This is a genomic window from Sodalis ligni (assembly GCF_016865525.2).
GTDB classification, from domain to species: domain Bacteria; phylum Pseudomonadota; class Gammaproteobacteria; order Enterobacterales; family Enterobacteriaceae; genus Acerihabitans; species Acerihabitans ligni.
In genome coordinates this window covers 5,798,321-5,819,541 of sequence record NZ_CP075169.1, presented here as the reverse complement: position 1 = coordinate 5,819,541, position 21,221 = coordinate 5,798,321, and the positions used below count along the sequence as shown (strand labels likewise).

Sequence of the window (21,221 nt, the reverse complement as noted above, 5' to 3'; positions counted from 1 at the left end):
CTTTCGCCCCGCGCTTATTTATAGATGTCCGCCGCACCGGAATAAGAGTTGTTGCCGCCTGCGGCAATGATACGATAATAACGGGCGCCGGCGGCATCCGCTTTCGCCGCCAGGTTACTCTGTAAATCGGAAAGCGTACCGGCTCCGCTGTTGTCGGTAACCCGGCCGATGCGGGTCAGTCCGTGGGGCATGGTCGTTTCCGTTGCGGCAAGGCATGACAGGGAAACGGTGCTGAATATAATGGCGGTCAGGATTATTTTAACGGTTTTCATATTTCACCTCGTAGTGACAGGATTAAAGCGGAGGAGAAGAAGTTCTCCTTGGCCCGACGAGATGATTTAACCATTGCCATGTATCCCTACTATTTTCGCCGGCGGCGATAATGTAATCCGATGTAGCGTATTCCGCACTAGCGACATAGGGATACAATTTAAGCTGTCATGTCCGTGAGCGTTATTGTCACCGCCAGTCCGCCGCCGTCCCGATTTGCCAGTACCAGGCTGCCGTCGAGGGAGGCCACCAGTTGCTGGGCGATAGCCAGCCCAAGTCCGGTTCCTCCGGTCATACGATTGCGCGAACTCTCCACCCGATAAAACGGCTGCAGCACCGCGTACAGTTCCGCCGGAGGAATGCCCGGTCCCCGGTCCAGAACCTGAATGATGATGTTACCGGCGGCCTGTCCCACCACCACTTCGGCGCTACCGGAAAATTTCAGGGCGTTATCGATCAAATTACACAGGGATCGCCGTAGCGCATGGGGTTTGGTCAGCACCGATCCCGGCAGTTTGCCCGCCAGGGTAACAGGTTGCCCGGTATCCTGATAATCACAGACCAGGCTATCGATAAAGGCATTGGGCTGGATTCGGCAAGGCTTTTCACTGCTGCTTTCGCTGGTGCGGGCATAGGCTACGCCCTCGCGTACCAGATGGGTCATCTCCTCAAGGTCCTGGAGCAGTTTGGCTTTGATGTCGTTTTCTTCCATCAGTTCGGAACGCAATTTGATGCGGGTTATCGGTGTTTGCAGATCGTGTGAAATTGCCGCCAGAATTTGCATCCGTTCCTTTAGATAAGCGGCGATACGATCCTGCATGGCATTAAAGGCCTTTGCCGCGTTACGCACCTCCACAGGCCCGCTCTCCGCCATTCTCACCGCCGCCGAGGTATCGGGATTTAGGGACTCCGCCGCGCGCGTCAGCGCCACCAACGGGCGCACGGCATTACGGACCGCGAACCAGGTACAGCCCAAAAGCAACACCAACTGAATAACCAATACAATCGGCAGCCAGGTGGCAAACGGCATGGTGCGCGGGACGAGATCGAGGGTTAACGGGCTGCCGTCGCTTAACCGCATATGGGCTTGCAGACGTCCTTGATCGCCGGGGATGGCGTTCACTTTCAAGTGGTACCGATCCCCCAGGGCTGCTTTTAATGAACGAGCGGTATCCCGTAATCGTTTCCCGGTGGGATAATCGCCGCTCCGGCCTTGCTGTAATAAGTAGTGATAATTAACCCGATCAAGTCGGGGGATCCAGGCGGGACGCTCAACGGCGGGGAGGCGATCGAGGATGGCAACGCTTGTGGCTACATCATATTCCAGGTTGCCCAGCATCATGGCTTTGGCGCTTTGCGCACGCTCAAGCAGCAGCAGGCCGAGCGTCAGGCCGTTGGCCAGCAATAAACCCAGCAGCAGAATCAGCAACAGGCGCGATACCAGTGTCTGCGGCCAGAGTCGCCAGGCGCGTTTCACTTGTTAGCCTCGGTTATCTCGACGGGCATGGCGAAAACGTACCCTTCGCTGCGCACGGTTTTGATATAGAAAGGCTCCCGCGCATCGTCGTTCAATCTCTGCCGTAAACGGCTGACCAGCAGGTCGATGGAACGCTCGAACAGCTCCGCATCGCGCCCTTGCGTCAGATTAAGCAATTGATCACGGTTCAGCACCCGCTGCGGATGATCGAGGAAAACCCGTAATAAACGGTACTCGGCGCCGCTTAACGCCACCATCACGCCCTCATTGTCCACCAGATTACGCGCGGTGGTATCCAGCAGCCATTCGCCGAAGGCCAGCATGCGGGCCGCTTCGGTTATCTGTATATTGGGCGGCATCATCCTGGTGCGGCGGAGTACGGCTTTGATACGCGCCAGCAGTTCGCGGGCCACGAAGGGTTTTACCAGATAATCGTCGGCCCCCATTTCCAGGCCGACAATACGGTCGGTATCTTCGCTTCTCGCCGTAAGCATCAATACCGGTATGCCTTTATGGTTTCCGCTGCGTAGTTCCCGGCAAAGCGTGAGGCCGTCATCCCCCGGCATCATGATATCCAGCACAATCAAATCCACCGGTGTGGTTTCCAGAAACGCGCGCATCTGCCGTCCGTCCGCCACCGCCGTGGTGCGTAAGCCGTTTTTTTGCAGGTAATCGGCAATCAGACTGCGAATTTCGCGGTCATCATCGACGATCAGGATATGATCGGTATGTTCCACAGTAGCGTCCTCTCTTAGGGGCGGGGCACGAATCGCCATCAGTTTACCCTAGTTAAACAGGGAAAACGGGCGGCTTTGTATCCCACTGTATCCGCCAACGCGGCGCTTTCAACCGGCGGATGCGGCCAGGGCCGATATTCACTGTTATGTCCGCTGAATTTCCTGCAGGGCCCCTCTACATAAAAATACAAATCCCCCGGTATCAGGAAACACTTCCGATACATCCCTTTGCTTTAATTGGCCGCTTCTGGCCGGCCGGCACGGTCATCCGCCATAACGCTGAAGGAAACCCTATGAACGCCATCTCCCGTTATCTCATTATCCTCGGCGGCGCGCTGCTGCTCTGCCAGGGCGCTGAAGCCCATAAACATGCCGACAGTGCGGCGTCCCCTGCGCAAACCGCCGCCGAGCAGCCGTTCCTGCAGGATAACGATCGGGCGATGAATACCATGATGGCCAATATGGCCATCAGCCCCTCCGGCAACGTGGATGAGGATTTTGTCGCCATGATGACGCCCCATCATCAGGGCGCCATTGATATGGCGGTGGCTCAGCTTCGCTACGGTAAGAACCCACAGCTCAAACGCATAGCCCAGGAAATCATCGTGACCCAGCAACAGGAAATTACCGCCATGTATCAGGCGCTGGGGAAACCGTTGCCTCCCGCCCTGCCGGCGCCGGATCAGATCTCGCCGGCCCGGTGAAACCACACCATAACGAATAGAAGGTAAGGATCATGAAACGACACTTTGCACGTACGGCGATGGCGACTGCCCTGGCGCTGACATCTTATTTGTCCTGGGCCGGACAAGCGCCTTATGCCGCCGCCGCGCCGGACATTGCCATCAGCCACCGCGATCGCGTTTACGCGGCGGAACAGTTTTCCAATACCGTTTCGGTCACCGACCCCGCCAGCAATACCCTGCTGGGGGTTATCAAATTAGGGGATGCGCAGCCGGCCAACCTCAGCCCGCTCTACAAGGGGCAGGTTTTGGTGCACGGCATGGGCTTTTCCCCGGACGGCAGAACGTTGGCGGTGGTTTCCATAGGCTCCAACTCCGTCAGCCTGATCGATACGGCCACTAATGCGGTGAAGCATGTGACCTATATCGGGCGTTCGCCGCACGAAGCGTTTTTTACCCCGGACGGTAAAGAAATATGGGTGACGGTGCGTGGCGAAGATTATGTGTCTGTGCTTGATGCGGCCAGCGGGGAAGAAAAGAGCCGAATCAAGGTGCCTGGCGGGCCGGGAATGCAGATTTTCTCCCCTGACGGGCGGTACGGCTATGTCTGCTCATCCTTTAACCCCGAGACGGTGGTAATCGGCGTCAGCGATCATAAGATTGTCGGCAGCATCAAACAGGCCAGCCCGTTCTGTCCGAATATCGCCGCCACGCCGGATGGGAAACAGGTCTGGCTTACCCTGAAAGATACCGGCAAAGTGCAGGTCTTTGATGCAAAACCGCCCTTTTCCCTGCTGAAAACGCTCGATACCGGTCCGATAACCAATCATGTCAATATTGTCCGTAACGCAAAAGGCAGTTTCGCCTATGTGACCATCGGCGGACTCAATCGGGTCAATGTCTATCGTACCGATGATTTTACCCAGACGGCTTCAATTCCGGTGGGTAATCTGCCCCATGGCGTTTGGCCGTCCGGCGATGGCAGCAGGGTGTATGTCGGACTGGAAAACGCCGATGCATTGACCGCCATTGATACGTTGAGTAATAAGGTCATTGCCACCATACCCATCGGACAGGCGCCCCAGGCGGTGGCCTACGTTCCGAACGCCGTTCCCGCCGGCGACGGCATGCAAGGACTGCAACCGCTGGGCATTGCCGGCCAGGCGGTCCATCTGGCGCTGAAAAATGTCAACGCGGTACATAATGCGCCGACGGCCACCACGCTTTCCCTCTTTGATCAGGGGATTACCCAAATATTACAGGCTTCGGCCACCGGGTTGGAACCCAAGCAAAACTATCTGCTGGGGCTCTCTCCACAGGCGGATGGCGGCGGCAAACTGGAACCCCTGTCTCAATTCATGACTAATCCGGCGGGTGCGGCAATTGTCAACGCGGTGGGGCCCATCAGGCAAATCGTGGACAGTCATCACGCTGATGAGCGCCGTTATCTGGTGATAGTAAAAGGTAACGCCGATGGATATGGTAAACCCATTCAGATTCAGGTCCGGTAAGGCCGCGTCGAAAGGCCAAGCGCCGGATTGATACCTTAACGCAAATAGCCCGTTCCAGCATGTCTGATACGGGCACTGTGCTATTCACCTTTGCCGAAAGACCGACGCTATAAAGTTCATCACACTAATGAATAATCTGTTTATAGTATTTAATAATTGTATGAGAAACAGTAACTTTCAATCCAATATAGCCTAGTGCTGGTAAAAACACTATTTTTATGCTGATTAACATTCTGTCTATATTGCCGCAAATAATAATGATATATATTCCATAATAATTTTGGTTAAAGAGATGTGTAGATATTATATTTTATTTTTTTATGGCCATAAATTGAAACTATATAAATAACAAGCTATCCCAAGGAGAAGGTATGCCTATTTCATCCATTCATGATCACCAGCGGACAATCGGCGTCTACCAGCAAAGGCACAAAAAAAAAGGTAAATCATCGACGAAGGCCAATACGGTTTTTTACCAATGTAACCCATTTGAGGAAGGAAGGGCTATTCAGCAACTAGCCCATGCCGGTAATGTGACCCTTTGCCGCAAAAAAAATGAAAAGCAGATCAATAAGCACATGCTGGCATCTTCCCTTTTGAACGTGACGATACTGTTACTTTCACTGAAGCCCAATCATAATGATCATAACAAAACTATTTCATTTGGCAGGGAAATATTGATAACTTCCTTGCCCGATACGCATAATGCGAGCGGTGCGGTGTTGTCTTGTGGAAACATCTGTTTTTTTGATAAGTTTCCATTGCGAAAACCCTGTGTTGCGGGCAGAAAAACGGCGGGCGGTTTTTCGAGAAAAAAAGGCTCCCCCGCCGCGCCCGCCATACGCAACCGCCCCGCCAAGCCCATTCTCCCCGCCGATAAGAGCCATGTTGATAGATCCGCGGAAACCGAACGCGGCCAGACGCCCCCTTTTAACGTGCCGGGTGGTGCTGCCGACCAGCCGATTCATGCTTGTGAAACACATTTTATAAATGGCCTGAAGCAATTTATCAATCCAATGAAATACTATCGTTCAGCATTTGAACATGAAAAGTTGGATCAGTATGCAGCCATTGCTAAAGAAATAAAAAATAATTACAGAACAGAGGAGGTGTGTATAAGGTATTTGAAAGATCGTGATAAAGATATTCCAGACCGATTTTTTTATCTCAGGGAAAATATCGACTTGTTCAGAAAGGAAATCAATATGGCCCAGGGTGTCGTAAATCAAGCTTTGTTGAAATTAAAGCTGTCTACGGAAAAAAATGTGTTTGGCTCTCTGCGTTATCATCCTCAAAATAGTATAAAAATATACCTGAAAAATACCCTTGACACTCATGACGATCGCATTTTACAGCAAGCAATGCTTAGGGTGGAATATTATCTATTGCAATTGGAGAAATATTTCCGTAAATATAAAGGCAATATACTTTTGCTACGTCAAAATCATGAACGCTCCCGAGATACCTTTTCAAGAACCGCTGATGGGATTTACCCTGCCGATGGACTCTCGCCATAGAATAGTGGTTATGGTGGATTATTTTGATAAAACCGTGGCCCGCAAGGATAGATTGCGCATCACTGAGCTTGCGGAAGATGCAAATATACAGGTCGGAACAACCAGTTTTGTTTATTCTCCTAAAAGCCGACAGCTGGGCGATGGGAATGAGATTCTTGAGTTTTTCGATGAAGACATATTTGCCAATGGTAAGGAGGCCTTTATCTTTGATGATTTGTTTATAAAAAGCTACGAAAACGCTTTAGACGTCAGGGTTGATGCCGCACAGCTTATTCAGGCCATCAAGAGCGATCCTATGCTGCAAAAAAACATCATGATGGATAATGCCCATTTTATGGCAAAGATTATTTATGATATTGCCCATTATCAATCTTATGGTCAGGATTTCCTCTCACCGCCGCATGATAGAAAAAATACCAATGGCCTGGGCCCGGTATTTACCAAAGCGCTGCTTAACCTGATTATCAAACAACACGGCGTGGCCTGAACCGGTCGCGCCCGAGCCGCCGGGTAGTCTGCACGGGCGGCGAACTGCTTGATAAGCCGGGCCGAAGCGGGACCATAGCGGATTTCTCCGGCCGCTTTGCTCAGCCATCGTTCTACCTGGAGAATAACAAAATGAGCGGTTGCCGGTCTCTTTTCGAATTAGGGGTTGATTACCCTCTCATCAAGAATTAAAGTTCAAATAACATCTAATTTCACAGAGGTCAATTGTGGGAAGATCTACTCGTGCACAGGCTGATCAGAATCGCGCCCGCATCGTTGACGCCGCGTCGGGATTGTTCCGGGTGAAAGGGATTGATGCGGTGAGTATTGCCGAAATCATGGAAGCCACCGGCATGACACAGGGCGGTTTTTATAAACATTTTTCGTCTAAGGAAGCGTTGGCGGCCGAGGCCTGCGCCGAAGCGTTCGAACGCTCCACGACGACCTGGAAAGAACTGGTCAGCGCCGGTCCCGGATCGGGAAGAACCAATAGGCTGCGGCAACTGGCGGAATATTACCTCACGGAAAAACCGCCGGAAAAAACCTGCCCGATGATAGCCCTCGGCCAGGATGCCGCCGGACATGCCGCCGAGGAGCCGTTTAGCCAGGTCTATCGGAAAGGCGCGCAAGGGATGTGCGAACTCTTTGTCAACGCGGCATCACCGGAACCGAAAGGGCGGCAACGAGAAGAATTGATGCTGCTGTTCGCGTCCATGGTCGGGACCAATCTGCTTAAACGCGCGGTGGGGAATGAGCCCTGGATCCAGGAGATGCAGCAGGCGCTGATGAAAAAATTATCCTGTGAAGGAAGCGGGGATTAAGGTTTTATAACCATGCCGGCCCATCCGCTGCTGCGCTTGGTAGCGCTGGGATTGCCGCCGAAACAGCGCTTGAAGGGAACATTGCCCCCTCCCGCAAGGGAAAAGGGGCATGCATTGAACGTATAGCAATGGCATCTGTCCGCTGTTAGCGAACGGCGGCCGCCAGGGCCTTTTGTATCCATTCTTTATTCAGGCGGACGCAGTAGGCCGGCGTGCCGGTCTGGAAGCGCCAGCCTTCGGACAGCGGTCCGACGTCCACCGCGTCGAAACCGAACTGATCGTAAAGATCCGCCACCCGTTTTTTCGCCTGGGCATCATCGCCGCACAGGGGCAGCGCGCGGCGGTCAAAGGAGCCGGCGGGCTGGCTGTCCCGTTCGATGTGGGTCATCATAATGGCATTGAAGGCCTTGACGATGATGGATTTCGGCAGGTGGGCCGCCAGCAGTTCGCTGCTGGTGGTGGAGCCGTTGTCCAGGACGTCTATTTTGTCGTCGCGCTGGGGATAATAATTATTGGTGTCGATGACAATTTTGCCCACCAGGGGTTCAACCGGGACGGCTTTGTAATGCTTGAGGGTAATGGCGACAATCACGATATCGCCGAATTTAGCCGCGTCGTCTATGGTGCCGGTTTTGCAGCCCAGCATGGCGGCGTCGCTGAATAAGGTATGGGGACCGCGGGAGTTGCTTATCATGGCCTCATGGCCGTTCTTTACCGCCGCAGCGGCCAGGGCGCGACCAACATATCCCGCACCGATTATGCCGATTTTCATTTTAAAAGTTCCTTTGATTAGGGTGTTCCGCCCTCGGCGTTGCGAGGCGCGGATAACATTGAATTTGACGGTCTGCTTCTTTACACTTTTCATAAAGTGTAAAGTAAGATATCATATTTACAATAATTGAAAAGTGTAAAGATGTATCCATGAGGTTTTAAAACGCGTGCAAACAAAAGAACAGAGGATATTGGACGCGGCGATGCGTCTTTTCCACCGTCATGGTTATTGCAAAGTCTGTATGAGCGATATCGCCGAGGCGGCGGCGATGTCCAGACCGACGCTGTATGCCTCTTTTGCCGGTAAAGAGGCGATTTATGCCGCCTTGATAAGGCAGCAGTGCGCCAAAAGCCAGGAGGAAACCGTCGCCATGCTGGCGCGTACGGTCGATCTCAAGGCGCGGCTTATCAATTTGTTTGACATCTGGATTGTCGGTCCGGTCACGGCGGTGCTGGCGTCGGAAAACGCCACCGAGCTGCTGGCAAACTGCGCCCTTTACGCCCCGGAGGCGGTGGCGGAACAGCACGCCCAGTTCAAGGCGCATTTGGCGGCAGTGCTCCTGCCGGCTTGTAAGGGAGGAGGGGCATTGTCCGCTGAGGACATAGCCGCCATCATGTGCCTTGCCACCACCAGCATGAAGGCCTCGGCGGAAACCGAACCGAAGCTGCGCTATCTGGTAGAGGGACTGGTGACCATGGCGCTGGCGACGGTTTGCCCCATTGTGCCGGCATAACGCGCCCTATTGCCGCCAGGTTGTCATTCCCATGACGGCAACGCTGAACTGAGGGCCGATTGCTATTTCATCATGGGTAAATTTACCGAAACCTTGGCTAAGGCGGTCATGCTGAGTCATTAATATTGAAAAACGCAAAACCCTTTAATTGTCTATTCGACCGCTTCCGCCCCTTTAATGACCGTTTAACCAAAATTCACGGTTGATTTCTTCATCATTGTCATAGAGTACCGTCTTATCTTTACCTACTGAAGACAGCGAAATGATGAAGAATAATCTGCTTAAACATATACCCTGGATGATCATCGGCCTGATCGGCGCGTGCTGCCTCGGCGTAGTCGCACTGCGCCGCGGAGAAAACATCAGCGCCCTATGGATTGTCGTGTCCTCCGTCGCCGTATACCTGGTGGCCTATCGGTACTACAGTCTTTTTATTGCTAAAAACGTCATGCAGTTGGATCCCGACCGCGCGACCCCCGCAGTGATCAATAATGACGGCCTCAACTATGTGCCCACCAACAGAAATGTGCTGTTCGGGCATCACTTCGCCGCCATCGCCGGCGCCGGACCGCTGGTGGGCCCGGTACTGGCGGCGCAGATGGGATATCTGCCCGGCACCCTGTGGCTGCTGGCCGGGGTGGTATTGGCCGGCGCGGTGCAGGATTTTATGGTGCTGTTTATGTCTTCCCGGCGTAACGGCGTCTCCCTGGGGGAGATGATCAAGGAAGAGATGGGCCCGGTACCCGGCACCATCGCCCTGTTCGGCTGCTTTCTCATCATGATCATCATCCTGGCGGTGCTGGCGCTGATCGTGGTGAAAGCGCTGGCGGAAAGCCCGTGGGGCGTCTTTACCGTTTGCTCCACCGTGCCCATCGCCTTGCTGATGGGCATTTACATGCGTTATATCCGCCCCGGACGGGTGGGGGAAGTCTCGGTCATCGGCGTGGTATTGCTGCTGGCGGCCATCTACTTTGGCGGCGTTATCGCCCATGACCCCTATTGGGGACCGGCGTTAACCTTCAAAGATACCACCATTACCTTTACCCTGATTGGTTATGCCTTTGTCTCCTCCCTGCTGCCGGTGTGGCTTATCCTGGCGCCCCGGGACTATCTGGCTACGTTCCTTAAAATCGGCGTTATCGTCGGTTTGGCCATCGGCATCCTGATTATCGGTCCCGATCTGAAAATGCCGGCGGTGACGCGTTTTATCGACGGCACCGGCCCGGTATGGAAAGGCGCTCTGTTCCCCTTCCTGTTTATCACCATTGCCTGCGGCGCGGTATCCGGTTTCCACGCCCTGATCGCCTCCGGCACCACGCCCAAGCTGCTGGCCAGTGAAAACGATACCCGCTTTATCGGCTACGGCGCGATGCTGATGGAATCCTTTGTGGCCATCATGGCCCTGGTGGCGGCGTCTATTATCGAACCGGGACTCTATTTCGCCATGAATACCCCGCCGGTGGCCTTGGGCATCACCATGCCGGACCTGCATAACCTCGGCGGCGCGGATTCGGCACTGATCCTGTCCAACCTGCGGGATGTGACGACGCACGCGGCGGCAACGGTGAGTTCCTGGGGCTTTGTGATCACCCCTGAGCAAATCCTGCAAACCGCCCACGATATCGGCGAACCCTCGATCCTCAACCGGGCGGGGGGCGCGCCGACCCTGGCGGTTGGTATTGCCCATGTTTTCCATAAAATCATGCCGGGCGCCGACATGGGCTTCTGGTACCATTTCGGTATCTTGTTCGAAGCCTTGTTTATCCTGACCGCGCTGGATGCCGGTACGCGTTCCGGCCGGTTTATGCTGCAGGATCTGCTGGGGAACTTTGTCCCCTTCCTGAAGAAGACCGACTCCCTGCCTGCGGGTATGGCGGGCACCGCGGGATGCGTCGGGCTATGGGGCTACCTGCTGTACCAGGGGGTAGTGGATCCCCTGGGCGGCGTGAAAAGCCTCTGGCCGCTGTTCGGCATATCCAACCAGATGCTGGCGGCGGTGGCGCTGGTGCTGGGCACCGTGGTGCTGGTGAAAATGAAGCGCACCCGTTATATCTGGGTGACCGTCCTTCCCGCCGTCTGGTTGCTGATTTGCACCACCTGGGCGCTGGGACTGAAACTGTTCAGCCAGGATCCTCAACTGGAGGGCTTCCTATACCTGGCCCGCGCCTACAGCCGCAAGATCGACGAGCAGGGCGCCAGCCTGACGGCGCAGCAAATAAGCAATATGCATCACATTGTCGTCAATAACTATACGAATGCGGTGCTGAGCGTACTGTTCCTGATTGTGGTCTATGGCATCATATTCTACGGAATCAAAACGGTGATGGGTGCTCGCAAGACCAGCCAGCGCACCGATAAAGAAACCGCTTATATCGCGCTCCCCGAAGGTGGGGTAACCACCTCGTCCGGTCACTGAGCGGGATAGATGACTCACAACCCGCATCACCCTTCATAGTGATGCGGGTATCACAGCGGAGATGCCCTATGTTTGGAAATCTGGGTCAGGCAGGAAAATATCTCGGACAGGCCGCCAGGATGCTGGTGGGTATTCCTGACTATGACAATTATGTTCAGCATATGGCCACCAATCACCCCGATCAGCCGGTGATGGACTATGAAGCGTTCTTCCGCGACAGGCAGGAGGCGCGTTACGGCGGCAGCGGCAAAGGGGGATTCCGCTGTTGTTGACGCTAAGGTTGGTCAAGAGGATCCAAGTATGAACACGCCTTTGCCGGCCACTATTTTATCCGGTTTCCTGGGGGCAGGGAAAACCACCCTGCTGCGCCATATCCTGAATGCCGATCACGGCGAAAAAATAGCCGTCATCGAAAACGAATTCGGCGCGGCGCCCATTGACAGCGATCTGTTGGGCGACCGCGCCACGCGCATAACCACGTTGAGCAACGGTTGTATCTGCTGCAGCAGCGCCAATGAACTGGAGCGGGCGCTGCTGGATTTGCTCGCCGGTCTTGACCGGGGAGAGGTGGATTTCAGCCGGCTGGTTATCGAATGTACCGGGATGGCCGATCCCGGCCCGATTATCCAGGCCTTTTTTTCCCATGAGATTATCAATACCCGCTTTTTGCTGGACGGCGTGATTACGCTGGTGGACGCGGTGCATGCCGAACAGCAGCTGTCACGGTTTCCTATCGCCCAGGCCCAGGTGGGATTCGCGGACCGCATCCTGCTGACCAAAACGGATGTGGCCGGCGATTGCGAGGCGCTGGTGCGCGGCGGCTGTCAAGGATGTTGGCACCCTTAGTCATTTTTTATGCTGCATTTTCCAGCGCTGTTTCCGGCTTATCCGGATTCAACATCACCACTTCGACACGTTGCCATTGGCGACAGTGTTTTGACCATCGTTCCGGGTTGGCCCTTTGGGCTGATTCATACAAGGCTTTTCGGTTTGCCAACAGGGCAATGTCATGCCCCTGATGGCGTTGTTCCGGCGTCACATAACCGATAGCGCTATGCCGGTGCTCTTCGTTGTACCATCGGCTAAAACACTCAACCCACTGTCTTGCCTCATTTAGGTCCAGGAAGCCCGATGACGGCCACGCTGGAACATATTTCAGCGTTCTGAACAGCGATTCTACATACGGATTGTCGTTGCTGACCCGCGGCCGGCTGTGCGAACCGGTGATCTGCAGTTCTTCCAGCTTTGCTTTCAGCGTTTGGGATTTCATCGGCGCCCCATTATCGGCGTGCAGCACCAAAGGTTGCCGGTAGCACTGTTCACGCAGCACGGTACGCTGCAGCAGGGCGGCGGCCTGGTCACCATTTTCTTCTTCGTGAACCTCGTAACCGACGATTTTCCGGCTAAAGATATCTTCTATCAGATACAGATAAAAATACCGGCCACGGACTCGTGACGCGAGCCAGGTGATGTCCCATGTCCACACGTGGCGGGGCGCAAGCGCCTGATAGCTGGTCGGTTTATTGACCTTCAGCGGTGCCCGGCTACGCCCTCGATGATGCACCTGACCGTGGCGCCGCAGGATCCGGTAAAACGTCGATTCGCTGGCTAGATAGACCCCTGTGTCCGCCAGACGTGGCACGATTTGCGCTGGCGGCAAACTGGCATACTCCGGCTCGTGACACACGGCCAGTATTTGATGTTCTTCGGCGAGTGTCAGCTTATTGGCCGGTCGTGGGCGCACCGCCGAAGGCCGGCGGTCTTCGGCCTGCCCGTTCCAGCGCCGCCAGGTGCGCAGGCTGATGCCCACTTCTCGGCAGGCGGGGAGCAAGCGCGCACCGGCGCTCGTCGCCTCGCCTATCCACCGGATAAATTGCACTCGCTCGTTCGCTGGCGTCAGTCGTCCTCGTCTGCTATCCCGTAATAACCATTGAGCTTTTTTCGCAACACCAGCAACGCGGCCGCCTCCGCCAGGGCTTTTTCCTTTCGGGCCAGTTCTCGCTTCAGCCCTTTGATTTCTTTTTGGGCCTGTTTTTGCGACTGCCGGGTATCGGGTTGTGGCGTTTGAAGGAAGTCTTGTTTCCACTGGGCTATTTGTTCTGGATAAAGCCCTTTACGACGGCAATATTCGCCTAACTCGGCTTGACTGAGTGTGGCAGTTTCCACGATCACGGCAAAACGGGCTTCGGTCGACCATTGTTCGGTAGTTTTATTCGCTCCGGGCACGGGCTTTCCCTCCAATTTGGCCTGAATACGCCAGTTGTAAAGGGTAGCTTCCGATATTCCTTCTTGCTGTGCAAGTGCGCTAACAGTCATGTTGTGAGGAGGTAATAATTTGTCCAAAACAGCAGCTTTACGTTCAGGTGAATAACGTTTCATGTCAGGCTCCACTACCCCCAATTAGATTTTCAGTAGGGGATGCCATCTATCCTGACAGGGGGGGTGCGGCGCCTGCAGGCCATTAACGCCCGTGCGCCGGTTTATCGGGTGGTGAACGGCGATATTCCGCTAACGCAGCTGTTTGGCGTCGAGGGTTTTATTCTTAACGATCGGGTGGCCGTGGCCAAACCGTTATTCCGTCCGCTTATCCCAACGCAAAATAGCGTGCAATCCATCGTGGTGTATCTGGACGACGCGGTGGAGTTGCCGGTGGTGTCGGATTTCATGGAAAGCCTGCTGGTAAAATATGCCGATAACCTGCTGCGCTATAAGGGCATACTAGCCATCAAAGACGATCCCCGCCGGCTGTTGTTCCAGGGCGTGCAGCGGCTGTACAACGCCGACTGGGACCGGGAGTGGCGTGCGGACGAGGCAAAAACCAGCGTGCTGGTGTTTATCGGCATCGATTTGCCTGAGGCGGAGATCCGCGCCGGCTTCGCGGCGCTGGCATAAAGCGGCCTCAAGCCGCTGGCTGTCCGTGGCCGCGGCCGAACAGCAGCATCGTCAGTCCGCCGGCCAGCACCGTCAGTGCGCTATAGGTAATGGCTCCCGGCGGGCCGAAGGAATCCACCAGCACCCCCCCGGCAACCGCCCCCAGGGCGATGGCTATCTGAAAGGTGGTCAACAGCAGGGCGCCGGCGGTTTCCGCATGATCGGGGGCGGTCAGGGTATTCCAGGTCTGGATGCTGACCGGGAAAGCGCCAAAGGCAAAACCCCAGCCCGCGGTGGCGATAAAGGCGATGTATATCGATGCGCCGTCGGCCAGCAGGGAAAACGCCATGGCCGACAACAGCAGCGAACCCAGGGCGACCGCCAGTCTGGCGCTGCGCCCGGCCAACATTCCGCCGGCGATATTGCCGAAAAAGCCGCCGATGCCGAACGCCAGCAGCACCAGAGAGATCATGCGAACGTCAAGATGCGGGACCTGCTCAAGGAAAGGCCGGATATAGGTAAAACCGGCAAAATGGCCGGAGATGACAAACATGACGGTGATAAGACCGATACGGATGCCGGGACGGCGCAGCAGGACGCCGAAAGTCCCGAAACCCGCGCCGGCCTCCGGTTGCAGCCGCGGCAGACTGAGCAATTGCAAAAGCAGCGCCAAAACCCCGATACCGGCGGCCGCCAGGAACGTGGCTCGCCATCCCCAAAGCGCGCCGAGATAGGACCCTAATGCGGGCGCGCACACCGTCGCCGCCGAGACGCCGGTAAAAATGATCATCATGGCCCGCGCCAATAACCGGGCGGGAACCAGCCGCAGCACCAGGGCCGCCGCCAGGGACCAGACCCCGCCGAGGGCGATGCCCAGCACCACCCGCGCCGCAATCAGCGCCCAAATAGTCGAGGCTGACGCCGCCAGCAGGTTTGACAGCACCAGCATCAGCGTTAAACCCCAAACGACATTACGCCGGTCGATTCGGCCGGTGCCCAGCACCACTGCCGGTCCCGCCACCGCCGCCACCAGGGCCGTGGCCGTTACGGCCTGCCCGGCGGCGCCGTCTGAAATGCCCAGATCTCCGGCGATGGGGGTCAGCAGGCTGGCGGGCAGGAATTCCGCCGTCACCAGGGCGAATACACCCACTGACAGCGAAAGCACCGCATACCAGGCGGCGCTCCGTTCATCATCGGCACGGGACGCGGGGCAGGCAAGGGCGTCATCGCCGATACAGCTTTTTTCTGTCATGGTTTCTCCAAAAAAAGTGTCAGCACTCGCTTTTCAATGCGGTTAAATGGATGTTACAGTCGATGGGTTGGAACTTCCATGCTAGGAAAACCAAAATGCATGACAATTCGTCCAAATTGGCCCCGCCGACCCCTCATGATCCCCTGACGGATATGCTCAAAGGACTCAGGCTGGACGGAGTGGAATATGGCCGCTGCACGCTGGCCGCGCCCTGGGCGTTCGCCTTTCCGGCCCGGCAGGACGCGATATTTCATTTTGTGTTCGGAGCGGGGGTGCTGGCTGCTTAACCCTGCCGGCCAATGGATTGAACTGGGGGCCGGCGATGCCGTGCTGTTGCCCCGCGGCAGCGCCCATGCGCTGGCGAGCGAGCCGGGGGCGACGCCGCATCAGTTCCCCCGTTGGCAGTGCAAAGCGCTGAGCGGCAATATGTTTGATTACCATTCCGGCGCCAAAGGAGAAAACTGCCTGCTGTTCTCCGGTTCCATGCGGTTTAATCTCGACAGCCTGCATCCGCTGTTGCGGATGATGCCGGATGTGATGCGCGCCGATGAGCTGATGAAATGCGAGCCCACCATTTTGCACCTGCTGGAAGCCATGGGATGTGAAGTTGAGATGAACCGGGTCGGCGCCTGCGGCATTATCGCCCGCCTGGCGGACGTGCTGGCCGCCCAGATAATTCGCGCCTGGGTGGAACATGGCAGCGTTGATGCCACCGGCTGGATAGCCGCGGTGCGGAATCCTGAAATCGGCCGGGTACTGGCGGCCATTCATGCCAGTCCCCATCGCGACTGGCCGCTGCGTGAACTGGCGGAGGTTATGGGGGCGTCGCGCTCCAGCTTCGCCAGTAAATTTTCAGCTATTGTGGGAGAAACCCCGGCCCGCTATGTGGCACAGGTGCGAATGCATCTGGCGCGGCAATGGATTAGCCGTGATGCCGCGCGTATCTCGGAGGTGGCCCGCCGGCTGGGTTACGATTCCGAAGCCTCCTTCAGCCGCGCGTTCAAACGAATTGTCGGCACGGCTCCCAGTCAGTTTCGGGCGCAAAACAAATAAGCTACCTCTCGGGGGCAGTCGGCGGCCCATGGCTTGCTATGCTGTTATTTCGTTGCAAAAATAAAGGAACTTCTCCCGCTATTTTTAACATTAAGGCTGGCAAAAAATGCCATTGCAAAGCAATGGGTTTTCTCTACTATCACTATTAAAAGTAATCATTGACCCTAAATAAATATTGATGCATCCATGCGAGCATCGATTAAGGAACGGCAATGGCACTTGCACCTCCCTTTTTACCACAAATAATGAATGGGCAAATACCGACGGCCAACATCCAATCCGCTGGCGGCGTGATATATCAAATCTTTCGTAACCAGAATCCAGCGGTGGATGATGTCGTACAGGTATTTTGGGATGGTATATTAATAGGCAGTTATATTATCAGAAATCCAGATACGGATTTCCCCATAACAGGTTTCGTGCCGGTGCAGTTGGTACGGCGAGGCGTAAATACAATATTCTACACTATCACGGATCGTTTCGATAATCCTACCAGTTCAGATCCTTTGAATGTGAATATAACCATTTCATTGTCAATGATAATTTCCATCGGAGCCGCCAATCTCGATTTCGACGCTATTAGGGTGAATCCTTTTAATCGCGGTGTGGTCTATGGCAATCCGGGCGCTAGAATCAGGCTTAGTGTAAGCAACGGAATGGCTTATTTCTATGAAACAGAAGAAAGGACTTATGAACTTAATATCGATTCCACCGGGCAAGGTTTTTCGTCTATTTTCATATGATCAGGAAAATTATTTTGTAAGTGCTTATGAACTGGCCACTAGCGCATCTTCTATTTCCACGACGTTTTTCGGTCCCTTCCGGGCCGGTGAAGATAAAATATTATATGTCAATTATACTACCGGCGCACCGGCGAATAATAGAACATACAACTCCATTTATGTGAAAACGGACACCGTTTCCAATCGAGGAACGCCTATCACCCAGATTTTGGCGCAAATTCAGAACAGCAGTACTGCATCCATTATCGGCGGCACGAATATCGGCGGTCCCAGCTATTCGTTGATTTCACTCAACAGCGATCAATCCGCCACCATTGATATTATTGACTCGGTTGCTGAGCCGGTGACCGTGATACTCTCTCTGCCTCAAGCCAGCGGTTCGTCACTGTTTATAGATACTGTGTTCGCTTCGCCGCCTATAGGACTTCTCAATATTCAGCCGGAGCCTGCGGAGAATTTTGATGCGGAAATACTTTCAAATGGTGGTTAACTTCGTTGCTGTTATTAAACATGCTCCCGATATTTCTATATCAGCCAGAGGTCTATTATGCAAGAAAAACCCTGTTCAGATGAGGAAACCTTCCCCGAAGAGGAGCCATTAGCCGATTACAGCCTGACCCTGGCGGTGACGTCAGGTGCTCTGGCGAATGGCATTGCAACTAATGCCGCAACGGCTACGTTGAAATCTGGCAATAATTACCTGGCTCAGAGGACTATTAACTTTGAGCTAACGGGCAGCGCAAGATTCACCACCAACAACTTGCAACGTGATTCCGTTAATACCAATAGTCTGGGTAATGCCACTATCACTTTTATCAATAGCCTTCCTCAAGAGGTGACAGTCTATAGCAGTTTTACTCCTTTGAATGGTGAAGAGATTTTAGCGAGAAAGAATTCTACCTTTGAAGATGCTGCTTCTCCGGTGCTCATTTTAAATTCAAGAGTTGATCAAAATAATGCTTATGCGGACGGTATTCTGCCTAATACCATAATTTATACAGTGCAGAATTCCGCCGGGCAGCCAGTTTCTGGTGTGCTTATTAATTTTACGCGTTTATCAGGCGAGGCCAACTTAATTCCTGCCGTTGACAGCCGGACCGATTCACAAGGCATGCTCACTCTTTACATGTATACATTGACACCTGGCCCGGTCTCGGTTCGCGCATACATTGCCGATCAGCCGGATATCTATAAGGATGATAATGTTAATTTCAGGTCCAATGACATTTTAATCGTTAGTGTGGAAAATGACTTCGTTCCCGCCAATGGCACGACCCCGGCTCAATTGTTATATCTTCTTTTGAATAGTCGAAACCAACCGGTAAGAGATGCACAGCTAGAATTTCGAGCTACCTGTAATGCCATGTTGCCCAGCTCGGGTTATACAGATAACAATGGACAGTATTTATTGAATGTCACTAATTTCTATCCTGAGAGAGTGACGGTAACATGCTACTTGATAGCTGACCCCTCAGTGAATATTCATACCGATGTGACTTTTGTTCCATCATAGCGAAGGCGAAGTTATCGCATAACCCTGATTAATTCGGTTATCGAGACCGTCACGGTTACTGCCGGAATCGTATTAGAGCCACTGACGAATAGCTATGCGGATGTGAGATTTACCTAATCCTTACGCAGTTATGCCCCAGAATCGGACAGTTTTTTCAGCGTGCCGTATACGGGCTGCCGATATAAAGCCAAACAGCCGGAGGCAACTATGTCAGACAACACTTTGCCATCAATTCATCAGGGTGAATGCCATGACTTGACGTTGGCGGCCACCACGAATGCCATAGCCGACGGTTGCGATACCAATAGCGCAACCGCGCGGTTAAGTTATCAAGGCTGCCCGTTATGCGGACAACTCCTCTCATTCAGTTTGTCCGGCGATGCCCTGTTTAGCGATGGAACCCAGCAATGCTCCGCTACCACGGACGGGCAAGGGGAGGCGACGGTATTTTTTACCGATACCCGGGCGGAAACAGTGCTCATCACCTGCAACTATTATCAGACCCAATCCAGGGAAAGCGTCAGCTTTGATAACAATCCCCTGGCTGATATCAATCTCTCCGGGGCGGTATTGCAAAATAACGCACCGGCCGACGGAATCAGCCGAAACGCCATGCGTTATCGCCTTTATCAAGCGGCAGGGAGCGCTCCCGTACCCAGAACAGCGCTGGCTTTCAGCGTCGGCGGGGGGGCGATGCCGATTCCACCGACAGGCCCCTGGATAACCGATGACAACGGGCTCTATGATCTGTATGTCACCAACGGCACGCCCGGCCAGGTGTTGATTAACGCCCAGGTGCCCAGCGTTCCCGGCGCCAATAATAATACCTTCCTGAATTTTACTCCGGCGGCGGTGTATTCCCTCACTTCCAATACGATCAGAAACTATCAACCGGTCGGCGGCCTTTCCAACGCTATTATCTTCTCCCTTGACCGGAATGGCGCGCTGGCGGCTAATGAAAGAATGAGTTTTACCGCGACTCCTCCTATCGCGACGATTATGGCCGCCAATGCGACTGACCAGGCTGGTCAATTGCTGGTAGATATTCTTAGCCCCCAGGCCGGGGAAGTGGAGATTACCGCCGTTGTTGATTCGCAACCCGGCCTGCAGCCCGTCCATGTCATTGTGACTTTCACCGAGCCTGCACAGCGGTATTTTATTGCCAACACCGTAATAACAGATAATACGCCTGCTGCAAAGCCCATAGGGAATATAGTGCTCTTCACCGTTTACTCGCTCGCTGACCGTACAATTCAACCCGGCATCGTATTGGATTTTTCCACTACCGCTCTCGGCACATCGCTCCCCATCCCAATTACAGGGACAACCGGCACGGATGGCTCTATTAGTGTCAGGGTGCTTGCTGGCGATGTCGGGATAGTCAGGCTTACAGCAACCATCAGAACGGAGCCGGCGACGACGTCCAATGTCGATACGACATTTATTTAAGCGTTGCCGGCGAACGGCCATAGCGCCATGAATATCCATCCCCTTCCCGCGTGACAAACCCGGCGGAGGCGCCGGGGAAATGCGCAGGCAGAACGAGCGCCTTGTTTTGCGCCGCCTGTTCCAGCAAAGCCAATCTTGATGCCAGGGCCGTGTGGGGGTCCAGGCAGTAGGTTGATCCCCACTCCGGCCGGGCAACCTGCAGCGGGCTGTGCATGGCATCGCCGGAGAAAATGGCTTCACGGCCGCCGGAACGCAGGGAAATAATCATATGTCCCGCGCTGTGGCCCGGCGCGGGATGATAAGCGATACCCGGCAAAATCTCACCGCCGTCCGCGGCCATGACAACCGCCTGATTGGTACAAATAACCGGCAAGATACTGTCGTCAAACAGCATGCGGCGTTTTTCCCCGGCGGGAGTAAAAAAATACTCCAGCTCTGTCCGGGGCAAAACATATTTGGCCCTGGGAAAGGTAGGTTGCCATGCGCCGTCCACCCAGCGGGTATTCCAGCCCACATGATCGGTATGCAGGTGGGTCAGCAGGACATAATCAATGTCTTCCGGCGCGGCGCCCGCCGCCGCCAGCCGTTGCAGGAACGGGTTTTCCAACTGATGGAACAGCGCGCTGAAAGGCCGGGGCTTATGGTTGCCGATGCCGGTGTCGATGAGAATTTTCAAACCGTCCATGTCAATCAGCCATGAATGCACGCTAAGCGTTATCTCCTGTGCCGCGGTAAAATCCACCGGCAGTTTCCGGCGTGCGACGGCCTCATCCATATCCTCCAGCGCGGCGGGATACAGGGTGTTGAACGCCAGCGGAAACTGCGTTTCCACGATGCGGGTGATGACGGCGTTTCCCAGCCGGTAAGAGACGGTATTTTCTGACATATTTTTTTCCCCGCGATAAGCAGGCCTGATG

At 54.5% G+C, this 21,221-nt stretch carries 20 protein-coding genes and 4 pseudogenes; 16 read left to right on the top strand and 8 right to left on the bottom strand.

The window, feature by feature from the left end:
* Positions 1 to 14: 14 nt before the first annotated feature.
* The 3 genes from GTU79_RS27035 to GTU79_RS27025 form a co-directional block, all read right to left on the bottom strand.
* Positions 15 to 272, bottom strand: a complete 258-nt coding sequence (locus tag GTU79_RS27035) for a YdgH/BhsA/McbA-like domain containing protein (RefSeq protein WP_203520461.1) — start codon at positions 270 to 272, stop codon at positions 15 to 17.
* A 158-nt stretch (positions 273 to 430) separates the two neighbouring features.
* Complete coding sequence (locus GTU79_RS27030) at positions 431 to 1,747, bottom strand: ATP-binding protein (protein WP_203520464.1); 1,317 nt, start codon at positions 1,745 to 1,747, stop codon at positions 431 to 433.
* Positions 1,744 to 2,484, bottom strand: coding sequence for a response regulator (locus GTU79_RS27025; RefSeq protein WP_132924741.1), 741 nt, complete (start codon positions 2,482 to 2,484; stop codon positions 1,744 to 1,746). The genes GTU79_RS27030 and GTU79_RS27025 overlap by 4 nt, the downstream gene beginning before the upstream one ends.
* Positions 2,485 to 2,777: 293 nt before the next feature.
* Between GTU79_RS27025 and GTU79_RS27020 the strand changes: the two genes are divergently transcribed.
* The 4 genes from GTU79_RS27020 to GTU79_RS27005 all read left to right on the top strand — a co-directional run bounded on the left by GTU79_RS27020 (position 2,778) and on the right by GTU79_RS27005 (position 6,682).
* On the top strand, positions 2,778 to 3,188 hold the full coding sequence (locus GTU79_RS27020; RefSeq protein WP_132924743.1) for a DUF305 domain-containing protein: 411 nt from the start codon (positions 2,778 to 2,780) through the stop codon (positions 3,186 to 3,188).
* Between the two features lie 32 nt (positions 3,189 to 3,220).
* Positions 3,221 to 4,678 carry a YncE family protein gene (locus GTU79_RS27015; RefSeq protein ID WP_253073441.1) on the top strand — a complete coding sequence of 486 codons (1,458 nt, stop codon included), beginning with the start codon at positions 3,221 to 3,223 and terminating at the stop codon, positions 4,676 to 4,678.
* Between the two features lie 371 nt (positions 4,679 to 5,049).
* Positions 5,050 to 6,195 (top strand): hypothetical protein, encoded by a 1,146-nt coding sequence (locus GTU79_RS27010; protein ID WP_214513536.1) that lies wholly within the window; start codon positions 5,050 to 5,052, stop codon positions 6,193 to 6,195.
* The gene (locus tag GTU79_RS27005) at positions 6,161 to 6,682 is read left to right on the top strand and encodes a hypothetical protein (RefSeq protein ID WP_214513535.1); all 522 of its coding nucleotides are present in this window, start codon (positions 6,161 to 6,163) and stop codon (positions 6,680 to 6,682) included. The genes GTU79_RS27010 and GTU79_RS27005 overlap by 35 nt, the downstream gene beginning before the upstream one ends.
* Before the next feature lie 8 nt (positions 6,683 to 6,690).
* On the opposite strand, the pseudogene GTU79_RS30885 reads toward GTU79_RS27005, so the two are convergent.
* Positions 6,691 to 6,801: pseudogene (locus GTU79_RS30885) on the bottom strand (glutathione S-transferase family protein); the annotation flags it as partial.
* 107 nt (positions 6,802 to 6,908) lie between these two features.
* Here GTU79_RS30885 and GTU79_RS27000 point away from each other — a divergent pair.
* Entirely contained in the window at positions 6,909 to 7,502 is a 594-nt protein-coding gene (locus tag GTU79_RS27000) for a TetR/AcrR family transcriptional regulator (RefSeq protein WP_203520468.1), read from the top strand.
* Between the two features lie 145 nt (positions 7,503 to 7,647).
* Here the strand turns inward: GTU79_RS27000 and GTU79_RS26995 are convergent, their stop codons facing one another.
* Positions 7,648 to 8,274 carry an NADPH-dependent F420 reductase gene (locus tag GTU79_RS26995; RefSeq protein WP_203520470.1) on the bottom strand — a complete coding sequence of 209 codons (627 nt, stop codon included), beginning with the start codon at positions 8,272 to 8,274 and terminating at the stop codon, positions 7,648 to 7,650.
* 166 nt (positions 8,275 to 8,440) lie between these two features.
* On the opposite strand from GTU79_RS26995, the gene GTU79_RS26990 reads away from it, so the two are divergent.
* From GTU79_RS26990 to GTU79_RS26975, 4 genes and pseudogenes are all read left to right on the top strand, one after another.
* Entirely contained in the window at positions 8,441 to 9,007 is a 567-nt protein-coding gene (locus GTU79_RS26990) for a TetR/AcrR family transcriptional regulator (RefSeq protein ID WP_203520472.1), read from the top strand.
* A 262-nt stretch (positions 9,008 to 9,269) separates the two neighbouring features.
* The gene (locus tag GTU79_RS26985; RefSeq protein ID WP_203520474.1) at positions 9,270 to 11,423 is read left to right on the top strand and encodes a carbon starvation CstA family protein; all 2,154 of its coding nucleotides are present in this window, start codon (positions 9,270 to 9,272) and stop codon (positions 11,421 to 11,423) included.
* 68 nt (positions 11,424 to 11,491) lie between these two features.
* Positions 11,492 to 11,695, top strand: coding sequence for a YbdD/YjiX family protein (locus tag GTU79_RS26980; RefSeq protein ID WP_132924755.1), 204 nt, complete (start codon positions 11,492 to 11,494; stop codon positions 11,693 to 11,695).
* Positions 11,696 to 11,723: 28 nt separating this feature from the next.
* A pseudogene (locus GTU79_RS26975) lies at positions 11,724 to 12,239 on the top strand (GTP-binding protein); the annotation flags it as partial.
* Between the two features lie 37 nt (positions 12,240 to 12,276).
* Here the strand turns inward: GTU79_RS26975 and GTU79_RS26970 are convergent.
* Positions 12,277 to 13,802, bottom strand: a protein-coding gene (locus GTU79_RS26970; RefSeq protein ID WP_203520476.1) for an IS3 family transposase whose coding sequence is annotated in 2 segments (ribosomal slippage) — positions 12,277 to 13,358 and positions 13,358 to 13,802 — 1,527 coding nt in all. Because the reading frame shifts where the segments join, the coding sequence is not laid out codon by codon here.
* Between the two features lie 69 nt (positions 13,803 to 13,871).
* On the opposite strand from GTU79_RS26970, the pseudogene GTU79_RS26965 reads away from it, so the two are divergent.
* Positions 13,872 to 14,315: pseudogene (locus GTU79_RS26965) on the top strand (GTP-binding protein); the annotation flags it as partial.
* A gap of 7 nt (positions 14,316 to 14,322) precedes the next feature.
* Here the strand turns inward: GTU79_RS26965 and GTU79_RS26960 are convergent.
* Positions 14,323 to 15,546, bottom strand: coding sequence for an MFS transporter (locus GTU79_RS26960; RefSeq protein WP_203520481.1), 1,224 nt, complete (start codon positions 15,544 to 15,546; stop codon positions 14,323 to 14,325).
* 50 nt (positions 15,547 to 15,596) lie between these two features.
* Here GTU79_RS26960 and GTU79_RS31705 point away from each other — a divergent pair.
* The 6 genes and pseudogenes from GTU79_RS31705 to GTU79_RS26930 all read left to right on the top strand — a co-directional run.
* Positions 15,597 to 16,179 (top strand): annotated as a pseudogene (locus GTU79_RS31705) (cupin domain-containing protein); the annotation flags it as partial.
* Entirely contained in the window at positions 16,159 to 16,599 is a 441-nt protein-coding gene (locus GTU79_RS31700; RefSeq protein ID WP_420854208.1) for a helix-turn-helix transcriptional regulator, read from the top strand. The pseudogene GTU79_RS31705 and the gene GTU79_RS31700, both read left to right, overlap by 21 nt.
* A gap of 212 nt (positions 16,600 to 16,811) precedes the next feature.
* A complete protein-coding gene (locus GTU79_RS26945; RefSeq protein WP_214513532.1) occupies positions 16,812 to 17,342 on the top strand; it encodes a hypothetical protein in 531 nt (176 codons plus the stop codon).
* Positions 17,269 to 17,832 carry a hypothetical protein gene (locus GTU79_RS26940; RefSeq protein ID WP_214513531.1) on the top strand — a complete coding sequence of 188 codons (564 nt, stop codon included), beginning with the start codon at positions 17,269 to 17,271 and terminating at the stop codon, positions 17,830 to 17,832. The genes GTU79_RS26945 and GTU79_RS26940 overlap by 74 nt, the downstream gene beginning before the upstream one ends.
* Before the next feature lie 57 nt (positions 17,833 to 17,889).
* Entirely contained in the window at positions 17,890 to 18,855 is a 966-nt protein-coding gene (locus tag GTU79_RS26935) for an Ig-like domain-containing protein (RefSeq protein WP_203520487.1), read from the top strand.
* A gap of 207 nt (positions 18,856 to 19,062) precedes the next feature.
* On the top strand, positions 19,063 to 20,304 hold the full coding sequence (locus GTU79_RS26930) for an Ig-like domain-containing protein (protein WP_203520490.1): 1,242 nt from the start codon (positions 19,063 to 19,065) through the stop codon (positions 20,302 to 20,304).
* Here GTU79_RS26930 and GTU79_RS26925 read toward each other — a convergent pair.
* Positions 20,297 to 21,190, bottom strand: coding sequence for an MBL fold metallo-hydrolase (locus tag GTU79_RS26925; RefSeq protein WP_203520492.1), 894 nt, complete (start codon positions 21,188 to 21,190; stop codon positions 20,297 to 20,299). The genes GTU79_RS26930 and GTU79_RS26925 overlap by 8 nt on opposite strands.
* Positions 21,191 to 21,221 lie beyond the last annotated feature (31 nt).

What these genes read in the sequence shown, in the direction of transcription:
- GTU79_RS27035 (WP_203520461.1), bottom strand. Translation starts at nt 272, where the DNA reads ATGAAAACCGTTAAAATAATCCTGACCGCCATTATATTCAGCACCGTT.
- GTU79_RS27020 (WP_132924743.1), top strand. Translation starts at nt 2,778, where the DNA reads ATGAACGCCATCTCCCGTTATCTCATTATCCTCGGCGGCGCGCTGCTG.
- GTU79_RS27015 (WP_253073441.1), top strand. Translation starts at nt 3,221, where the DNA reads ATGAAACGACACTTTGCACGTACGGCGATGGCGACTGCCCTGGCGCTG.
- GTU79_RS27010 (WP_214513536.1), top strand. Translation starts at nt 5,050, where the DNA reads ATGCCTATTTCATCCATTCATGATCACCAGCGGACAATCGGCGTCTAC.
- GTU79_RS27005 (WP_214513535.1), top strand. Translation starts at nt 6,161, where the DNA reads ATGGGATTTACCCTGCCGATGGACTCTCGCCATAGAATAGTGGTTATG.
- GTU79_RS26995 (WP_203520470.1), bottom strand. Translation starts at nt 8,274, where the DNA reads ATGAAAATCGGCATAATCGGTGCGGGATATGTTGGTCGCGCCCTGGCC.
- GTU79_RS26985 (WP_203520474.1), top strand. Translation starts at nt 9,270, where the DNA reads ATGATGAAGAATAATCTGCTTAAACATATACCCTGGATGATCATCGGC.
- GTU79_RS26980 (WP_132924755.1), top strand. Translation starts at nt 11,492, where the DNA reads ATGTTTGGAAATCTGGGTCAGGCAGGAAAATATCTCGGACAGGCCGCC.
- GTU79_RS26960 (WP_203520481.1), bottom strand. Translation starts at nt 15,546, where the DNA reads ATGACAGAAAAAAGCTGTATCGGCGATGACGCCCTTGCCTGCCCCGCG.
- GTU79_RS31700 (WP_420854208.1), top strand. Translation starts at nt 16,159, where the DNA reads ATGAACCGGGTCGGCGCCTGCGGCATTATCGCCCGCCTGGCGGACGTG.
- GTU79_RS26945 (WP_214513532.1), top strand. Translation starts at nt 16,812, where the DNA reads ATGGCACTTGCACCTCCCTTTTTACCACAAATAATGAATGGGCAAATA.
- GTU79_RS26940 (WP_214513531.1), top strand. Translation starts at nt 17,269, where the DNA reads ATGAAACAGAAGAAAGGACTTATGAACTTAATATCGATTCCACCGGGC.
- GTU79_RS26935 (WP_203520487.1), top strand. Translation starts at nt 17,890, where the DNA reads ATGCAAGAAAAACCCTGTTCAGATGAGGAAACCTTCCCCGAAGAGGAG.
- GTU79_RS26930 (WP_203520490.1), top strand. Translation starts at nt 19,063, where the DNA reads ATGTCAGACAACACTTTGCCATCAATTCATCAGGGTGAATGCCATGAC.
- GTU79_RS26925 (WP_203520492.1), bottom strand. Translation starts at nt 21,190, where the DNA reads ATGTCAGAAAATACCGTCTCTTACCGGCTGGGAAACGCCGTCATCACC.